General features: G+C 67.3%; 18 protein-coding genes. 7 read left to right on the top strand and 11 right to left on the bottom strand.

What is annotated here, in order from left to right; translation table 11 throughout:
- Nucleotides 1-3 precede the first annotated feature (3 nt).
- From lolA to AC07VX_RS15985, 3 genes are read right to left on the bottom strand one after another with little or no spacing between them, the layout of a single operon-like run.
- Nucleotides 4-609 carry an outer membrane lipoprotein periplasmic chaperone LolA gene (lolA, locus tag AC07VX_RS15995; RefSeq protein ID WP_493166368.1) on the bottom strand — a complete coding sequence of 202 codons (606 nt, stop codon included), beginning with the start codon at nucleotides 607-609 and terminating at the stop codon, nucleotides 4-6.
- Nucleotides 606-2,984, bottom strand: a complete 2,379-nt coding sequence (locus tag AC07VX_RS15990) for a DNA translocase FtsK (RefSeq protein ID WP_493166369.1) — start codon at nucleotides 2,982-2,984, stop codon at nucleotides 606-608. The genes lolA and AC07VX_RS15990 overlap by 4 nt, the downstream gene beginning before the upstream one ends.
- Nucleotides 2,985-3,001: 17 nt before the next feature.
- Complete coding sequence (locus AC07VX_RS15985) at nucleotides 3,002-3,670, bottom strand: Crp/Fnr family transcriptional regulator (RefSeq protein ID WP_495119381.1); 669 nt, start codon at nucleotides 3,668-3,670, stop codon at nucleotides 3,002-3,004.
- Nucleotides 3,671-3,833: 163 nt separating this feature from the next.
- On the opposite strand from AC07VX_RS15985, the gene trxB reads away from it, so the two are divergent.
- From trxB to rpmG, 3 genes are all read left to right on the top strand, one after another.
- Nucleotides 3,834-4,793, top strand: coding sequence for a thioredoxin-disulfide reductase (gene trxB, locus AC07VX_RS15980; RefSeq protein ID WP_493166370.1), 960 nt, complete (start codon nucleotides 3,834-3,836; stop codon nucleotides 4,791-4,793).
- A gap of 189 nt (nucleotides 4,794-4,982) precedes the next feature.
- On the top strand, nucleotides 4,983-5,216 hold the full coding sequence (gene rpmB / locus AC07VX_RS15975) for a 50S ribosomal protein L28 (RefSeq protein ID WP_025564080.1): 234 nt from the start codon (nucleotides 4,983-4,985) through the stop codon (nucleotides 5,214-5,216).
- A 34-nt stretch (nucleotides 5,217-5,250) separates the two neighbouring features.
- Entirely contained in the window at nucleotides 5,251-5,421 is a 171-nt protein-coding gene (gene rpmG / locus AC07VX_RS15970) for a 50S ribosomal protein L33 (RefSeq protein WP_025564431.1), read from the top strand.
- 97 nt (nucleotides 5,422-5,518) lie between these two features.
- Here rpmG and AC07VX_RS15965 read toward each other — a convergent pair whose 3' ends face one another.
- The 3 genes from AC07VX_RS15965 to AC07VX_RS15955 all read right to left on the bottom strand — a co-directional run bounded on the left by AC07VX_RS15965 (nucleotide 5,519) and on the right by AC07VX_RS15955 (nucleotide 8,727).
- The gene (locus AC07VX_RS15965) at nucleotides 5,519-6,013 is read right to left on the bottom strand and encodes a DUF3016 domain-containing protein (RefSeq protein ID WP_493166371.1); all 495 of its coding nucleotides are present in this window, start codon (nucleotides 6,011-6,013) and stop codon (nucleotides 5,519-5,521) included.
- A gap of 99 nt (nucleotides 6,014-6,112) precedes the next feature.
- The gene (locus tag AC07VX_RS15960; RefSeq protein WP_493166372.1) at nucleotides 6,113-7,324 is read right to left on the bottom strand and encodes a DesA family fatty acid desaturase; all 1,212 of its coding nucleotides are present in this window, start codon (nucleotides 7,322-7,324) and stop codon (nucleotides 6,113-6,115) included.
- Nucleotides 7,325-7,464: 140 nt separating this feature from the next.
- A complete protein-coding gene (locus tag AC07VX_RS15955) occupies nucleotides 7,465-8,727 on the bottom strand; it encodes an RsmB/NOP family class I SAM-dependent RNA methyltransferase (RefSeq protein WP_493166373.1) in 1,263 nt (420 codons plus the stop codon).
- Nucleotides 8,728-8,762: 35 nt separating this feature from the next.
- Between AC07VX_RS15955 and AC07VX_RS15950 the strand changes: the two genes are divergently transcribed.
- Entirely contained in the window at nucleotides 8,763-9,407 is a 645-nt protein-coding gene (locus AC07VX_RS15950) for a DUF1345 domain-containing protein (RefSeq protein WP_493166374.1), read from the top strand.
- On the opposite strand, the gene purN is transcribed toward AC07VX_RS15950, so the two are convergent.
- Nucleotides 9,400-10,032, bottom strand: coding sequence for a phosphoribosylglycinamide formyltransferase (gene purN / locus AC07VX_RS15945; protein ID WP_493166375.1), 633 nt, complete (start codon nucleotides 10,030-10,032; stop codon nucleotides 9,400-9,402). The genes AC07VX_RS15950 and purN overlap by 8 nt on opposite strands.
- A gap of 45 nt (nucleotides 10,033-10,077) precedes the next feature.
- Between purN and trpS the strand changes: the two genes are divergently transcribed.
- Genes trpS through AC07VX_RS15930 form a run of 3 tightly spaced genes read left to right on the top strand, consistent with a single transcriptional unit; the run spans nucleotide 10,078 to nucleotide 12,826 of the window.
- Nucleotides 10,078-11,079 (top strand): tryptophan--tRNA ligase, encoded by a 1,002-nt coding sequence (gene trpS, locus AC07VX_RS15940; protein WP_493166376.1) that lies wholly within the window; start codon nucleotides 10,078-10,080, stop codon nucleotides 11,077-11,079.
- Nucleotides 11,076-11,486 (top strand): DUF3717 domain-containing protein, encoded by a 411-nt coding sequence (locus AC07VX_RS15935; RefSeq protein WP_493166377.1) that lies wholly within the window; start codon nucleotides 11,076-11,078, stop codon nucleotides 11,484-11,486. Before trpS ends, AC07VX_RS15935 begins: the two co-directional genes overlap by 4 nt.
- Nucleotides 11,483-12,826 carry an MATE family efflux transporter gene (locus AC07VX_RS15930; protein WP_493166378.1) on the top strand — a complete coding sequence of 448 codons (1,344 nt, stop codon included), beginning with the start codon at nucleotides 11,483-11,485 and terminating at the stop codon, nucleotides 12,824-12,826. Before AC07VX_RS15935 ends, AC07VX_RS15930 begins: the two co-directional genes overlap by 4 nt.
- Here the strand turns inward: AC07VX_RS15930 and AC07VX_RS15925 are convergent.
- The 4 genes from AC07VX_RS15925 to ettA form a co-directional block, all read right to left on the bottom strand.
- Complete coding sequence (locus tag AC07VX_RS15925; protein ID WP_493166379.1) at nucleotides 12,823-14,211, bottom strand: HAMP domain-containing sensor histidine kinase; 1,389 nt, start codon at nucleotides 14,209-14,211, stop codon at nucleotides 12,823-12,825. The two genes, AC07VX_RS15930 and AC07VX_RS15925, sit on opposite strands and share 4 nt — an antisense overlap.
- Before the next feature lie 10 nt (nucleotides 14,212-14,221).
- Entirely contained in the window at nucleotides 14,222-14,941 is a 720-nt protein-coding gene (locus AC07VX_RS15920) for a response regulator (protein ID WP_493166609.1), read from the bottom strand.
- Between the two features lie 91 nt (nucleotides 14,942-15,032).
- A complete protein-coding gene (locus AC07VX_RS15915; protein ID WP_493166380.1) occupies nucleotides 15,033-15,518 on the bottom strand; it encodes a Spy/CpxP family protein refolding chaperone in 486 nt (161 codons plus the stop codon).
- Between the two features lie 139 nt (nucleotides 15,519-15,657).
- A complete protein-coding gene (gene ettA, locus AC07VX_RS15910) occupies nucleotides 15,658-17,322 on the bottom strand; it encodes an energy-dependent translational throttle protein EttA (RefSeq protein WP_493166381.1) in 1,665 nt (554 codons plus the stop codon).
- Nucleotides 17,323-17,357 lie beyond the last annotated feature (35 nt).

The following is a 17,357-nucleotide window of genomic DNA, read 5'->3' as shown; positions in this document are numbered from 1 at the left end:
CGCTCACTGCTCGATCAGGTCGGCGCCGGCCGGCAGCTTGAACTGGAAGCGCTCGGCGGGCACGGCCACATTGGCCTGCACGGCACTGAAATCCAGCCGCGAGCGCTGACCGAAGCCGTCGACGATTTCCATGGCCGCCAGCTCCTTGACCTTGAAGCCGAGCTTGAGCGACTGGATGGTGGACTCGGCCTGCTTCGGGCTGGCCAGCACCCAGTCCAGGCCCGCCTCGGCCGGCAGGGCCTTCAGCGCGAAGTCGCGCTCAAGGTTGGCGCCGGCCAGCAAGGCTGCAGGCGTGGTGCCCAGGGCGTCGGCCAGCTTGCGGGAGCTGGCCTGGTTGAGGTCGGCGTCATAGATCCAGACCTTGTGACCGTCGGCCACGATGGTCTGCTCGAAGGGCTTGGCGTAGGCGAAACGGAACTGGTTGGGGCGCTGGAACTCGAAGCTGCCCGAGGAGACCTTCTTGCGCTTGCCGTCGGGCGAGGTCACGGTCTGCGTGAAGTTGGCCTTGCCGCTTTTCACGTCGGCGGCGAAGGCGCGCAGGGCATCGACGGCATCGGCGTGGGCCAAGCCGGCGGCAGCCAGCAAGAACGGGAACAGCAGTGTCTTCATTCGTCGCGTTTGGGAACGATCAGTTCACGGCTGCCGTTGGCAGCCAGGGCACCGACGAGGCCGGAGTTCTCCATCTGCTCCAGCAGCCGCGCGGCGCGGTTGTAGCCGATGCGCAGATGGCGCTGCACCAGCGAGATGGACGCCTTGCGATGCTGCAGCACGATCGCCACGGCCTGGTCGTACATGGGGTCCTGCTCTCCGCTGGCCTCGCCCGGCGCGGGCGCCTCACCGCCCATGTCGTCGAGCACGCCGCCTTCGAGGATGCCTTCGATGTAATTGGGTTCACCCTGGGACTTGATGTACTCCACAACGCGGTGCACCTCGTCGTCGCTGACAAAGGCGCCATGCACGCGGATGGGCAGGCCGGTGCCCGAGGGCATGTAGAGCATGTCACCCATGCCCAGCAGCGCCTCTGCGCCCATCTGGTCGAGGATGGTGCGGCTGTCGATCTTGGAGCTGACCTGGAAGGACAGGCGGGTCGGGATGTTGGCCTTGATGAGGCCGGTGATGACGTCGACCGAGGGCCGCTGAGTGGCGAGGATGAGATGAATGCCGGCCGCGCGCGCCTTCTGCGCCAGGCGGGCGATCAGCTCCTCGATCTTCTTGCCGACAACCATCATCAGGTCGGCCAGCTCGTCGATGACGACGACGATGAAGGGAAGGCGTTCCAGTGGCTCCGGTTCGTCGTTGTTCAGCGCGAAGGGGTTGGGGATGCTGATGCCGTTGGCCTTGGCCTCGTCGATCTTCTTGTTGTAGCCGGCCAGGTTGCGCACGCCCATCTTGGACATGAGCTTGTAGCGCCGCTCCATCTCGCCGACACACCAGTTCAGCGCATTGCCGGCCTGCTTCATGTCAGTGACGACCGGCGCCAGCAGGTGCGGGATGCCCTCGTAGACGCTCATCTCCAGCATCTTCGGGTCGATGAGGATGAGCCGCACGTCGCGGGCCTCGGCCTTGTAGAGCAGGCTGAGGATCATCGCGTTGATGCCCACCGACTTTCCCGAGCCGGTGGTGCCGGCCACGAGGCAGTGCGGCATCTTGGCGAGGTCGGCGACGACGGGCAGGCCGACGATGTCCTTACCCAGTCCCATGGTCAGCTGGGAGGCGGCGTCCGCATAGACCTGGGAACCAAGGATCTCGGACAGGCGGATGGTCTGGCGCCGCGCATTGGGCAACTCCAGGGCCATGTAGTTCTTGCCCGGGATGGTCTCGACGACGCGGATGGAGACAAGGCTCAGCGAGCGGGCCAAGTCCTTGGCCAGGCCGACGATCTGCGACCCCTTCACGCCGGTGGCCGGCTCGATCTCATAGCGCGTGATGACGGGGCCCGGCGACGCGGCGACGACGTGCACCTCGACGCCGAAGTCGCGCAGCTTTTTCTCGATGAGCCGGCTGGTCATCTCCAGCGATTCGGGCGTCACCGTTTCCTGGCGGCCCGGGGCGGCATCCAGCAGGTCGACCTGCGGCAGCTTGGCGTCGCCGGCGTCGACGAACAGCGTCTGCTGGCGCTCCTTGGCCACTCGGGTGGACTGCGGTACCTCGACGACCGGGGTCTCGATAACCAGCGGCGCATGCTCGGCTTCGACCTGGCGCTCGATCTGGCGCTCGACCTCGACCTCCTGTTCACGCTCCTTGACGGCCTGCTCGCCGGCCTTCTGGTCGGCCTTGATCTCGCGGCGCTCGATGCGCTGCTCGCGCAACTGCTCGATGCGCTCTCCGATGGACTCGGCCAGATGGCCCCAGGAGAAGCGAAAGGCCCAGGCCATGCCGGTCAGCAGCAGCACGATCCAGACAGCACCCGAGCCGGCAAAGCCCAAGCCCTTCATGCCCAGAGGCCCCAGCGCGTAACCCACCATCCCGCCGGCATGACCGGGCAGGCGCGCCTCGACCGCGTAGAGGCGGCTCCATTCCAGCGCGCAACTGGCCCCGATCAGCAGCAGCACGCCCGCCCACCAGCGCAGGCGCCGGCTCCAGCGCACGGGCTCGGGCGCATCGTGGCGCAGCAGACCGGCCAAGCCGCGCAGCCAGGCCCGCACCGCCAGCAGCGGCAGCCACCAGGACGAGAAGCCGAAAAGGAATAGCAGTCCGTCCGACACCCAGGCGCCCAGGCTGCCGATGCGGTTATGGACCAGCTCGCGCTGGCCGCTGGTGCTGAAGGCTGCGTCGCGCAGATCATGCGTGGCCATGGCCAGCACGAGAAGGGCAAGGGCCAGGGCCGTCAGGGCCAGCCACAGCGGCGTGCGCAACAGCCTCGACGCTGCGGATGGCTGGGCCACCTCGCGCTTGGGCGGCTGGCGGCGGACGGGCTTGGTGGGGCTGGCGGCTTCGCCGGCGGCATCGTCGCCGCCCAGCAGGGAACCGAGGGGAAAACTCATGCCGCCATTGTGGCCCCTCAATCGTGGGTCAGCCGCTCCTTGATGACCACCGAACCGTTCTCAAGCGTTTCAATGACGCCGCGCTCTTCCAGGTCCTTCATGACGCGGCTGACCATCTTGCGCGACGCGCCGACGACCTTGGCCATGTCCTGGCGCGAGACCTTGCCGCGGATGAGCTTGATGCCCTTCTCGTCCTCGGACATGTCAAGCAGCGTGCGGGCGACGCGGCCGTAGACGTCCAGCAGCGCCAGCGACTCGATCTGGCGGTCGGCATTGCGCAGCCGCGCGACGAGGCCGCGCAGAATGCCGTAGGACAGGCTGCTGCTCTCCGGCAGGCAACGCGCGAACTCCAGGCGACCCAACACGAGCATGTCGGTCTGCACCTCGGCGCGCACCGTGGCCGAGTGCGGCTCGTTGTCGATGAGGCTCATCTCGCCGACGTAGTCGCCCGACTGCAGCACGGCCAGGATGACCTCGCGGCCGCGATGGTCGGCCGTCAGCACGCGGGCTCGGCCGTTGAGCAGGATGAAGAGCGCGTTGGACTTGGTGCCCTGCTCGACGATCAGCTCACCGCGCTTGAAACGGCGCTTGACGACGCTGTCGGCAATGGACTGGGCCTGATCGGTGGTCAACATCGAGAACAGCGGAACCCGGCGGATCAGGTCCAGGTTGGAAATCATCGCCATATGCAATCTCCAAGTTTGCAGCCCAGGCCGGCGACCGAAAAGACGCCTGCCTAAAATGGCGTGCATTTTGCACACCTGACAGCGCTTGCCTCAATGTCTTGCCTCGGGGTTTTCACCCCGGAGCAGACTTGCACGCCGGTTCGTCGCCCTCATTTCCTTCGCCATGACCGCCATCACCCAACACCACGGCCTGCTCATCCTCGGCTCCGGCCCCGCCGGTTACACGGCCGCCATCTATGCCGCCCGCGCGAATCTCAAGCCCACGCTGATCACCGGCATGGCCCAGGGCGGGCAGCTGATGACGACGACCGAGGTCGACAACTGGCCGGCCGACGTGATGGGCGTGCAGGGCCCCGAGCTGATGCAGCGCTTCCAGCAGCATGCCGAGCGCTTCCAGACTCAGATCGTGTTCGACCACATCAACTCGGTCGACTTCTCCAAGCGCCCCTTTACGCTGACCGGCGACAGCGGCACCTACACCTGCGATGCGCTCATCATCGCCACCGGCGCCTCGGCCAAATACCTGGGCCTTGATTCGGAGCAGGCCTTCATGGGGCGAGGAGTCAGCGGCTGCGCGACCTGCGACGGCTTCTTCTACCGCGGACAGGAGGTCTGCGTCGTCGGCGGCGGCAACACGGCCGTCGAGGAAGCGCTCTACCTGTCCAACATCGCCAGCACCGTCCACCTGATCCATCGACGCGACAAGTTCCGCGCGGAGCCCATCCTCGTCGACAAGCTGATGGAGAAGGCCGCCGCCGGCAAGATCAAGCTGCACCTGTTCCAGCAGCTCGACGAAGTGCTGGGCGATGCCTCGGGCGTGACTGGCGTGCGCACGCTCAACGTGCAGGACGGCAGCAAGGCCGAGATCCCCGTGCACGGCTGCTTCATCGCCATCGGCCACCAGCCCAACACCGACATCTTCAAGGGCCAGTTGGAGATGAAGGATGGCTACATCATCACCAGGAGCGGCCTGAACGGCTTTGCCACGATGACCAGCGTGCCGGGCGTGTTTGCCGCCGGCGACGTGCAGGACCATGTCTACCGCCAGGCCATCACCAGCGCCGGCACGGGGTGCATGGCGGCCCTGGACGCCCAGCGCTTCCTGGAGCAGGAGAACGGCTGATTCAAAGCGATTCGCAGTCGGTGGCGCATCTGCGGGTTTGCCGCTATACTCGCGGGCTTGCCTGCCGGATAGACCGCATCCGACGCTCTTGACCATGTTGTCGGGGTGAGGATTTAGCAGGCATTTGCGGTCAAAGGGTTGCCCGAGCGTTCGGGTAGCTGGTCAGAGAAGTCAAACCGGAGAAGCGTCATGGCACGCGTCTGTCAAGTCACGGGCAAGAAGCCCATGGTCGGGAACAACGTTTCCCACGCCAACAACAAAACCAAGCGTCGGTTCCTGCCGAACCTGCAATACCGCCGTTTCTGGGTGGAATCGGAAAACCGCTGGGTGCGCCTGCGCATCACGAACGCCGCTCTGCGTTTGATCGACAAGGTCGGCATCGACCAGGTCGTCGCCGATCTGCGCGCCAAGGGCGAGCTCTGATCGTCGTTCACTGACTCACTAAAGGAATACGACCATGGCATCCAAAGGCGGCCGCGAAAAGATCAAGCTGGAGTCCACTGCGGGCACCGGCCACTTCTACACGACGAACAAGAACAAGAAGACCACGCCCGAAAAGCTCGAATTCATGAAGTTCGACCCCAAGGCGCGCAAGCACGTCCTGTACAAGGAAATCAAGCTGAAGTGATGGCCTGGGCGGTCTGACCGACCGCCCTGCCCTCCCGGCAAAAACAAACCCGCCAAGCGGCAACGCTGGCGGGTTTGTTCTTTTGGGCAGACCGGCTTCAGCGGCTGGGCGCAGACGCCAGGGCCGCGCCGAATTCGCGCTGCATCCAGCGGTCAAGCATGCGCTTCTCGTAGCGCAGCGAATCACCGCTGTAATAGGCGTTGAAGCCGTCCTGGTAGTTCATGTCCCGAAGGCGCGTCTTGCCTTGCTGAACGACCTTGCCTGCCTCGCGAACTTCCCAGCTCAGCTCGATGGAAGGCGACGTAATGGAGCGCATCACGCGCAGCCATTGACCCCGCCACAGAAACGGCTCGACCTCGCCCGCCAGATCCACATCCAGCACGTCAAAGCGGACGTCGCGCCCCGGCAGGCGCCTCTCCGCCTCAGACTTGAGGTGGGCTTCAATGTCCTTCAGCACATCCGGCTGGCGGAAGCCGTTGTTGTCCTTGGTGTCGGTGAACTTCTCGGGATGGATGAAGTTCACCTGCACATCCGCACTCACGGCAGTGGATGCAAGGGCCATCACGGCCAGGACGATCCAGCGGTAGGTCATGGCAAGCCTCCTAATTCAGCGACTGCATGGTTCAAGTCTAGGCCAGGTCAGAAAAAAGGGCGCCGCAAGGGGCGCCCTTTACATCGGCGAAACCCGGCCTCAGGCGTGAGCGGCGCGCAGACGCATCGAAAAGGCCTGCAACTCGGCGATGCCGCTTTCCTCGGCGCGGCGGCACCAAGCCTGCAGGTCAGCCACCAGCTGCTCGGCCGACACATTGGTGCGGGTCCACATCTGGCGCAGTTCCTCGCGCATCGTCACCAGCTTGTCGATGACGGGGCTAGCAGCACGCGCGTTGGCCAGATCGCCCTGCACGGCAACGGGAATACGCTCCTCGTCGCGATGCATCCAGCGCTTGGCCAGCTTGAACTGGGCAAATCGCTCACTGTGCTTGCCACTCTCGGCCTTGATCTTGGCCAGTTCGGCCGCGCAAGCGGACCTCAGGTCCCGGGCGTAGCTGGCCATGACCTCGTAGCGGTTGGCGATCAGCGCCTCCAGCGTGCGGGCATCGGCCGGCTTGATCTCCCCCAGGCTCAGCTTGGGCGCCGTCTTGCGGACCTTCGCCCAGCCGAGCATCTCAAGGCCGCGGATGTACATCCAGCCGATGTCGAACTCGTACGGCTTGACCGAGAACTTGGCCGACGTGGGGTAGGTGTGGTGGTTGTTGTGCAGCTCTTCGCCGCCGATGATCAGCGTCCAGGGCGTCAGATTGGTCGATGCGTCGGGTGCCTCGAAATTGCGATAGCCCCAATAATGGCCGATGCCGTTGACGACGCCGGCCGCCCAGATCGGGATCCAGGCCATCTGGATGGCCCAGATCGTCGCGCCGGCGGCACCGAACAATGCCACGTTGATGATCAGCATCAGGCCCACGCCCTGCCAGCTGTACTTGGTGTAGAGATTGCGCTCGATCCAGTCGTCCGGCGTGCCGCGGCTGTACTTGGCGATGGTCTCCATGTTCTTGGCTTCGGCGCGATAGAGCTCGGCGCCCTCGGCCAGCACCTTCTTCAGGCCGCGGGTCTGCGGGCTGTGAGGGTCTTCCTCGGTCTCGCACTTGGCGTGGTGCTTGCGGTGGATGGCCACCCACTCCTTGGTGACCATGCCGGTCGTCAGCCACAGCCAGAAACGGAAGAAATGCGACGGGATGGGACCAAGATCCAGCGCGCGGTGAGCCTGGGCACGATGAAGGAAGATCGTGACCGAAGCGATCGTGATGTGGGTCACAACCAGCGTGTAGATCACCAATTGCCAAGCACTGAAATCAGCCAGGCCGTTGGCGACCCAGTTCAGCAGCGCGTCGAAGAATTCGTTCATGCGTCCAGGACCTCGGCCGAATAGGCCATGCAAAAGAATACTAATTGTAGAGGAAGGCCCCCAAAATCAAGGGGTCCATGGCACCGCATTCGGGCGGCGACGTGCGAATCGACGCGTTCCTTGTCCGCCATCAAGCCTTTTCAGGCCGCCCGCTCCCATGCGACGGCAAAGAAACCGTCGGTAGCGTGCCGGTGCGGCCACAGGCGCAGCGCCCCGCCGTCGACCAGTTCGGCCGACCGTTCGACCTGGGCCTTGGCCAGCGCCTCGGCGGCGTCCAGCGGCTTGAAATCCGGATGCGCTGCGGCGAACTCGGCCGCGATGACCTCGTTTTCGGCGTCCAGCAGGCTGCAGGTGGCGTAGACCAGCCGGCCTCCCGGCTTCACGAGGCGGGCGGCGCTGGCCAGGATGGCGCGCTGCTTGGCCTGCAGTTCGGCCACGGCCTGGGGCGACTGGCGCCACTTCAGGTCCGGGTTGCGACGCAGCGTGCCCAGGCCCGAGCAGGGGGCGTCCACCAGCACCCGGTCGATCTTGCCGGCCAGGCGCTTGATGCGGTCGTCACGCTCGTGGGCGATCTGGGCCGGATAGACGTTGGACAGGCCGCTGCGCGCCAGGCGCGGCTTCAACGCATCCAGCCGGTGGCCGGAAACGTCGAAGGCGTAGAGCCGCCCGGTGTTGCGCATCGCCGCGCCCAGCGCCAAAGTCTTGCCGCCGGCGCCGGCACAGAAGTCCACGACCATCTCGCCGCGCTTGGGCGCCAGCAGCAGGGCCAGCAACTGGCTGCCCTCGTCCTGCACCTCGACGGAACCATTGGTGAAGAGCTCCAGCTTGTTCAACGCAGGCTTGCCATCGATGCGCAGACCCAGTGGCGAGTAAGGCGTCGGCACTGCGGCGATGCCCGCTGCCGCCAGTTGCGCCTGGGCCTCCTCGCGCCTGAGCTTGAGCGTGTTGACGCGCAGGTCAAGCGGGGCGGCCTCGTTCAGCGCCGCTGCAAGCTTCCAGAACTCGTCCTCACCCAGCCGCGCCAGCAGCGGCTCGGCCAGCCAGTCGGGCATGTTGTGGCGCAGCTTGGACGCCAGGCTGTCGGGCGCAATGGCCTGCACCTGCACCAGCCACTGCTGCTCGGTAGAGCTGAGTGCGCCGCGCAGGAAGCTGTCGCTGCCGCGCCAGGCCAGGATGGCCAGGCGCCGCGGCATGGGTCCGCTGCCGCTCTGGGCCAGATTCTGGAACTTGAGCCGCTCGCGCAGCATCGCGTAGACGGTCTCTGCCAGGCTGGCGCGCTCGCGCTGGCCGAGGTTCTTGTGTTGACGAAAGAAGGCCGAGACGGTGGCGTCGGCCGGCGCATCGAGCTTGTTGACGGCGGCGATCAGCTCGGCGCACAGCTCCAGCAGGGCATTAGGATGCATCGCCGCATTATCCCAAGCTCGCCCAGCCGACCCGCATGAAGCTCTGGACCCAGTTGCGCCTGCGCCCTCGCCTGCTGACGGCGGTGCTGGTCGGAAGCGCCATCGCGATGGTCTGGCCCGGCCCGCTGTCCGCCGTCGCCCGCGCGCTGCTGGGATGGAATCTGGTGATCTGGATCTACCTGCCGCTGGTGCTGTGGATGATGCTCGGCCGCCGCGATGCCGCCGACGTGCAGAGCAAGGCGCGCGACCTGACCGAAGGCATCCCGGCCATGCTGGCGCTGGCCGTCCTGGGCGCGCTGGCCAGCCTGGCCGCGATCACGCTTGAGCTGCAGGCGGCGCGGCAATCGCACGACAGCCGCTACGTCCTGCTCGCCCTGGCCACCGTGGCTGGCTCCTGGCTGCTGTTGCCGGTCGAGTTCGGCCTGGCCTATGCGAGCCTCTACCACCGCCGCGGGCAGAAGACCCACGGCCTGGAATTCCCCGGCGACGACGGGCCGCCGGACTATGGGGACTTTCTCTATTTCTCGATCACGGTCGCCGCCACGTCCCAGACGTCGGACATCACCGTCAGCTCGCGGCCCATGCGGCGCCTGGTGCTGCTGCAGGCCCTGCTGTCCTTCGTCTTCAACACGGGCGTGCTGGCCCTGGCGATCAATATCTTGGCCGGGCTGATCAGCTGACGAAAAGCTGCTGGGCCGCGCCGTCGCGGTGACGCACCACCTCGCCGTCCCACATCAGCGCGCCTTCCATGAACCAGCGCACCGACTGCGGATAGATGCGGTGCTCGGCCGTCAACACGCGTGCGCTCAGCGCCTTGGCATCGTCGCCCGGCAGCACCGGAACGACCGCCTGCATGACGATGGCGCCGTGGTCGAGCTCGGCGGTCACGAAGTGCACCGTCACGCCGGCCACCTTGCATCCCATGGTCAGCGCCCGCTCATGGGTGTGCAGTCCCGTGAAGGCCGGCAGCAAAGAAGGGTGAATGTTGAGCATGCGGCGCGCATAACGGGCCGTGAAGCCCGGCGTCAGGATGCGCATGAAGCCCGCCAGCACGACAAGGTCGGGCGAAAAGCCGTCGATGACCCGGGCCAGCTCGGCGTCGAAATCCTCGCGGCTTGCGTAGGCCTTGTGGTCGACGACGGCCGTCGCAATGCCGCGTTCGGCGGCGAACTGCAGACCGCCCGCATCGGGCCGGTTGCTGATGACGGCAGCCACCTCGGCTGGCCACCCCTCGGCCTTGCAGGCCCTCACGATGGCCTCCATGTTGGAGCCCCGTCCCGAAATCAGAATCACCAGCCTTTTCATAGGCCTTCAGTGTAGGCGGCGGCCTTGTCCGACAATCCGCCCCCCATGTCGACCACCACCCCCATCCGCCCACGCGTCCTGTCGGGCATGCGCCCAACGGGCGCCCTGCACCTCGGCCACTACCATGGCGCCATCAAGAACTGGGTGCGGCTGCAGGACACGCACGAGGGCTTCTTCTTCGTCGCCGACTGGCACGCCCTGACCACCCAGCGCCCCAGTGGAGAGACGCTGACCCGGCACGTCTACGAGATGGTCACCGACTGGCTGGCCGCCGGCATCGACCCCGAGCGCTGCACCCTCTTCCTGCAGAGCCGCATGCCCGAGCACGCCGAGCTGTTCACGCTGCTGGCCATGTGCACGCCCTCCTCCTGGCTGGCGCGCATGCCCAGCTACAAGGACCAGGTGGCTGCCGACCCCGAGCTGGCCACCTACGGCTTCCTGGGCTACCCGCTGCTGCAGGCAGCTGACATCCTGCTCTACAAGCCCGCCGGCGTGCCGGTCGGCGAAGACCAGGCCGCCCACGTCGAGGTGACTCGAGAGGTTGCGCGCCGCTTCAACCGGCTCTATGCCGAGGCCATGCCGGTCTTCGTCGAACCCCAGGCGCTGTTGACCGAAACCGCCCGTGTACCGGGCCTCGACGGCCAGAAGATGAGCAAGAGCCTGGACAACGCGATCGCCATGCGCGACGAGCCCGAGACTGTCGCCGCCAAGATCCGCACCATGCCGACCGACCCGCAGCGCGTGCGCCGCACGGACGCCGGCGACCCGGCGCGCTGCCCCGTCTGGCCGCTGCACCAGATCTACAGCGACGATGCCACGCGCACTGCCTGCGACACCGGCTGCCGCACGGCCGACATCGGCTGCCTGGACTGCAAGCAGCCGCTGATCGAGGCCATCCAGCGTGAGCAGGCCCCCTGGCGCGAGCGCGCGGCGGCGCTGGACCCGCAGCAGGTGAAGTGGACACTCGAAGTCGGCACCGAGCGCGCCCGCGCCGTCGCGCGCAAGACGCTGCGCGAAGTGCGCGCCGCCATGGGGCTGGTGGCTTGAGTCTCGAAACCGTCCATGTCACCGACCTCGAAGCCGCCATCAACTGGTGGCGCGAGCGTTCACCCTCGCCCGACGGCGTCAGCGCCGCTCCCGAAGTGCGCGCGCTGGCGGAGGCCTATGCGCTGCTCGCGTGGAACCGCACCAGCGAGCTGGACGTCGACGCGCTGAGCGACCAGGCCCTGGGCGCCTGGCTGGCCTGGTACGAAACCACGCCGGACTCGCCCTGCATCGCCATCTGCTCCACGGCCCAAGGCGACCCCGTCTGCAAGGGCTGCGGCCGCAGCTTCGACGAGGTGCAGCACTGGCCCGAGCTGGGCCCCTTCGAGAAGCGCATCGTCTGGCAACGCATCACCAAGGACGGCACGGCCTGGCGCTTCAACCGCTACGCCGAAAGAGCGGCGCGATGAGCCGGATCCGCTTCGCCGACAGCGTTCGCCGCCTCGTGCCTCTGGCCTGGCCCGTCCTGGTCGGACAGATCGCCGTGATGATGTTCAGCACCATCGACACGCTGATGATGGGCCGCGTCAGCCCCGAGGACCTGGCGGCCCTGGCCGTCGGCTCGGCTGCCTACGTCACCATCTTCGTCGGGCTGATGGGCGTCATCCTCGCCGTGGGCCCGATCGCGGGCCGCCAGTTCGGCGCGCAGGATCTGCCCGGCGCGGGCAGCAGCTTCGTGCAGGCCCAGTGGCTGGCGCTGCTGCTCTGCATTCCAGGCTGCCTGGCGCTGTGGTTCCCCGACCCGTTCACGGCCCTGGCCCAGCTCGACGCCGCGCAAGCTGCCAAGGTGCGCGCCTACACGCGACCGGAAGCCCTGGCCTTGCCAGCCGCCCTGCTCTTCACGGCGTTCCGCGGCTTCTCCACGGCCGTGAGCCGGCCCAAGGCCGTCATGGCCATGCAGCTCACGGGCCTGGCGGCCAAGGTGCCGCTGAATGCCCTGCTGGTGTTCGGCTGGGGACCCATTCCGGCCATGGGCGTGGCCGGCTGCGGCTGGGCCACAGCCATCGCCCTGATCGGCCAGGCCGGCGCTGCGATGCTGTTGCTCAGGCGGGATGCCTTCTACCAACCCTTTCGCATTCCCCATCTGTGGCAGACCCGGCCGCACTGGCACGAACAGGCCGCCCTCGTGAAGCTGGGCCTGCCCATGGGCGGCTCCATCCTCGTCGAGGTGACGGGCTTCACCTTCATGGCCTTTTTCATCGCCCGGCTGGGCGCAACACCCGTGGCCGGCCACCAGATCGCGGTCAACCTCGTAGCGATGATGTTCATGATTGCCCTGGGGCTGGCCACCGCGGCCGGCACGCTGGTGGCCCAGCACCTGGGCGCCGGCGAGAAGCGCGCAGCGCGCATCGTGGGGCGCCACGCAATGACGCTGGCCACACTGACGGCCGCTGCCGTGGGTGCCATCGTCGCACTGGCCCGGGAGCCCATCGTCGCGCTCTACACGTCCAACGCGGCGACCGCAGCGGCGGCGCTCCCGCTGTTGGTGTGGGTCTGGTTCTTCCACCTCGGCGATGCGCTGCAGACGGTGGCGGCCTACGTGCTGCGCGCCTACCAGGTCGCCACGCTGCCCATGATCATCTACGTCGTCGCGCTGTGGGGCCTGGGCATCGGCGGTGGTTATTTCCTGGCCTTCGGCCATGAAGGAGCTGGTGCGGTGGGCTTCTGGCAGGCGGCCACGGCCGGCCTGCTCGCGGCGGCGCTGCTGCTGGGCCTGCTGCTCAGGCGCGTATTCGACGAGAACCGCTAGCCCTTCACCGCAGGCAGGAACAGCACGAAGCGGCTGCCGCCGCCATCGCGCGGCAGGCAGCGCACGCTGCCGCCGTGGCGCTCGGCGATCTGCTTGACCAGGCTCAGGCCCAGGCCCACGCCACCCGCCATTTCGGCATGACCGGGCAGGCGGTAGAAGGGTTCGAAGATGCGCTCTCGCAGGTCGGCAGGCACGCCAGGGCCGCGGTCGGCAACGACGAATTCATAGCCGCCGGCCACCGGCCGCAAGGCCAGCTCCACCTCCGGCCCACCGTAGCGGCGAGCGTTGTCGAGCAGGTTGCGCAGCGCGCGGCGCAGCAGCCGCTCCTGCCCCTCGACGCGAGCCGTGTCCGTCTCGGGCTCGAAGGCAGCCTCGGCGCGGGCGGCCTCCTCGGCGCCCAACGCCAGCAGTTCGACGGCATGGGTCTCACCGAGCGACGTGCCTGCCTCCAGCCGGCTGGCCAGCAGCACCTCTTCGACAAGGGCGTCCAGCTCGGCGATGTTGACGTCGATCTCGTGCGCCAGGCGCTGACGCTGGGCCGGCGCCGCGTCGTCCAGCATTGCGAAGGCCATCTTCAGCCGCGCCAGCGGCGAGCGCAGTTCGTGGCTGGCATTGGCCAGCAGCGTCTGGTGGGATCGCAGCAGCGTCTCGATGCGATCGGCGGCCTGATTGAAGCTGGCGGCCAGCGCCGCCACCTCGTCCCGGCCGCCGTCGTCGACGCGATGGCCCAGATGGCCGGCGCCGAACTGCTCGACGCCACGCTTGAGGGATTCGAGCCGGCGCGTCAGCCGGCGCACCACCGGGTAGGCGCCGGCGGCCACGCCGATGAAGAGCAGCACCAGCACAACGGCCAGCGTCGACACCGCCGGCGCGCCGGGCGATACCGGGCGCTGCAGCCAGGGCCCGGTCCAGGGGCCCTCGTCCGCGCGCGGCAGGCGAGCTCCGGGGCCACCAGGGCCACCAGGGCCACCAGGGCCGGAAGCGTTCCCCTGCGGTCCGGGCGGACGCACGCTACGCACCATCTCCAGGCTGCGGCCGTCACCCAGGTTGGCGCTGACGACGATGGCGCCGGGATCATCGACCCGGCGCAGGAACATCTGCGTCGTCGCGATGCGCTTGCCGTCGGCGTCTTCCAGCGCCAGCGGCATGCGCAGGCGCTGCCCCCAGTCGGTGAAGGCCTCGGCTTGTTCTGCGCGCGGCGCGCCCGCCGGCGGCAGCGCCAGCTTGAGCAGGCCAGCCATCGCGTTCAGCCGCTCGCCCGCCGCCGTCTCGACGTTGCCGCGCTCCTGTTCGATATGGCGCTGGAACAGCCAGGCCGAGCCGAAGGCGAAGGCCAGCAGCAGCGCGACCAGCGTCAGGTAGATGCGGACGTAGAGAGACTTCAAGCCAGGGCGTTCAGGCGGCGTCGGCGTCGGCGTCCTGCTTGCGGGCAAAGACATAGCCGGCTCCGCGCACCGTCAGCACGCGGCGGGGGTTCTTGGGGTCGTCCTCAATGACGGCACGGATGCGCGAGATGTGGACGTCGATGGAGCGGTCGAAGGCCTCCAGCGGATGACCCTTGAGCGCGTCCATGATCTGGTCGCGGCTCAGCACGCGGCCGGGGCTCTGCGCCAGCACGACGAGCAGGTCGAACTGGTGGCTGGTCAGATCGCAGATCTTGCCGTCCAGACGCGCCACACGGGCGGCCAGGTCGATCTCGAGGCGACCGAAGCGCAACACCTCGTCGCCATCCAGCTTGGGCTCCAGGCGGCGCAGCAGGGCCTTGATGCGGGCCTGCAGCTCGCGCGGCTCGAAAGGCTTGGCAAGGTAGTCGTCAGCGCCCAGTTCCAAGCCCAGGATGCGATCCATGGGCTCGCCACGGGCCGACAGCATCAGCACCGGCTGGTGGCGCCAGCGCGCATCGCCGCGCAGCCAGCGGCAGAAGTCCAGGCCGTCGCCGTCGGGCAGCATCAGGTCCAGCACCAGCAGCTCAAAGCGGCCGTGCGCCAGGGCCTCGCGGGCCTGGGCCAGGTTGCCGGCCGTGCTGACCTCGAAACCGGCGGCGCGGAGGTAGTCGCCCACCATGCCGGTCAGGCGGGCATCGTCGTCGATCAACAGCAGTCGGGCGCTACTCATCACCGGGGCGAGGGAAGAGAAAGGAAGCCGGCGCGCTTCGACGCCGGTGGAACGGGGCTCAAGCATCGCAGAACTCCTGAACGAGAGCCAATCAGCCGGCCTGGCGGGCGGCCATGCGTGCCTGGCGCTTCTTCATCAGCTCGGCGATCTTGGCGCGCTGCTCGGGCGTCAGCACGCGGGCGGCGTCGATGCTGGCCTGGCTGAGACGCTTGGAGGCGGTCTCGTGCAGCGCGCTGATCTGCACGCGCACGGCCTCGATGGCGGCGGCGTCGATGTTGGTGGCCGTGTAAAGGGTCGCCATCTGCTGGTGCAGCTTCATGCCGGCGTCGCGCTGGCCGGCCAGGTCCTGGCGGGCGGCCTTGAAGATGGCTTCGACCTGGCTGCGCTGCGAATCCGTCGCGTTGACGGCGTCGAGCAGGTGGTCCATGTGGCCGCCGAACAGGCCGCCGGGGGCCATCATGGCCGGGCCGCCGTGATGGCCGGGGCCGGGCTGAGCCTGGGCGGACACGCCACCGACGGCCAGCGCGGCCGCCACGGTGGCGACGCGCAAGATGTGCTGGATCTGGAAGGACTTCATCAGAGGTCTCCTGAAAGAAGAGTGAGTGGGCTCATCTTCCAGGCGGCCTGTGAGGCATCTTTGGGGGCGGAGTAAAGAACTGTGTCGGCAAACAAGGCCCATTTCACTTTTCGTGAACCGGCCTCTCCCGCCGCCCGCCTTACTTGATGGGCTTGAAGCGCATGCGCTTCGGTCGCGCGCCTTCCTCGCCCAGGCGCTTCTTCTTGTCGGCCTCGTACTCGTGGAAGTTGCCGTCGAAGAAGAACCACTGCGAATCGCCCTCGCAGGCCAGGATGTGGGTGCAGATGCGGTCCAGGAACCAGCGGTCGTGGCTGATGACCATGGCCGAGCCGGCAAACTCCAGCAGCGCTTCTTCAAGCGCGCGCAGGGTTTCGACGTCAAGGTCGTTGGACGGTTCGTCCAGCATCAGCACGTTGCCGCCCTGGGCCAGGGTCTTGGCCAGGTGCAGGCGACCGCGCTCGCCGCCGGAGAGCTGGCCCACCATCTTCTGCTGGTCGTTGCCCTTGAAGTTGAAGCGGCCGATGTAGGCACGGCTGGGCATGACGAATTTGCCGACGACGATGTTGTCCAGGCCGCCGGAGACGTCTTCCCAGACGGTCTTGTTGGCCGCCAGGCCTTCGCGGCTCTGGTCCACGAAGGCGAGCTTGGCGGTCTTGCCGATCTTGACCGTGCCGGAATCCGGCTGCTCCACGCCCTGGATCATGCGGAAGAGCGTCGACTTGCCCGCGCCGTTGGGGCCGATGATGCCGACGATGGCGCCAGCCGGCACCTTGAAGCTGAGGTTGTCGATGAGCACGCGGTCGCCGAAGGACTTGGTGACGTTCTCGAATTCGATCACCTCATTGCCCAGGCGCTCCGCCACGGGAATGAAGATCTCGTTCGTCACGTTGCGCTGCTGGTACTCAACGTCGCTCAGCTCCTCGAAGCGGGCCAGGCGCGCCTTGCTCTTGGCCTGGCGGCCCTTGGCGTTGGAGCGCACCCACTTGAGTTCCTCCTTCATCGCCTTCATGCGGGCGTCTTCGCTCTTTTGCTCCTGCTCCAGGCGGCGTTCCTTCTGGTCCAGCCACTCGGAGTAGTTGCCCTTCCACGGGATGCCGTGGCCGCGGTCCAGTTCCAGGATCCATTCGGCGGCGTTGTCCAGGAAGTAGCGATCGTGGGTGATGGCCACGACGGTGCCGGGGAAGCGCTGCAGGAACTGCTCCAGCCACTCCACGCTCTCGGCGTCCAGGTGGTTGGTCGGTTCGTCCAGCAGCAGCATGTCGGGCTTGCTCAGCAGCAGGCGGCACAGCGCCACGCGGCGCTTCTCGCCGCCGGACAGCACGCCGATCTGGGCATCCCAGGGCGGCAGGTTCAGCGCGTCGGCAGCCAGTTCCAGTTGCAGGTCGGTGTTCTCGGAGCCGGCGGCAGAGATGATGGCCTCCAGCTCACCCTGCTCGGCGGCAAGCGCGTCAAAGTCGGCATCCGGCTCGGCATAGGCGGCGTAGACCTCGTCCAGGCGCTTCTTGGCGGCCAGCACGCCGCCGATGCCCTCTTCCACGGCCTCGCGCACCGTCTGGTCGGGGTTCAGGCGCGGCTCCTGCTCCAGGTAGCCGATCTTGATGCCCGGCATCGGGATGGCTTCGCCCTCGTACTCCTTGTCGACGCCGGCCATGATCTTCAGGATGGTCGACTTGCCCGAGCCGTTCACGCCCAGCACGCCGATCTTGGCGCCGGGGAAGAAGCTCAGCGAGATGTCCTTGAGGATGTGGCGCTTGGGGGGAACCGTCTTGTTCACACGGTTCATCGAGAAGACGTACTGGGCCATGGGCAAATCCTGTGAGGCTGAAATGGCGGCAGGCC

It is taken from the genome of Roseateles sp. GW821-FHT03B02, assembly GCF_059421025.1.
This window is presented reverse-complemented; position numbering and strand designations above follow the sequence as displayed.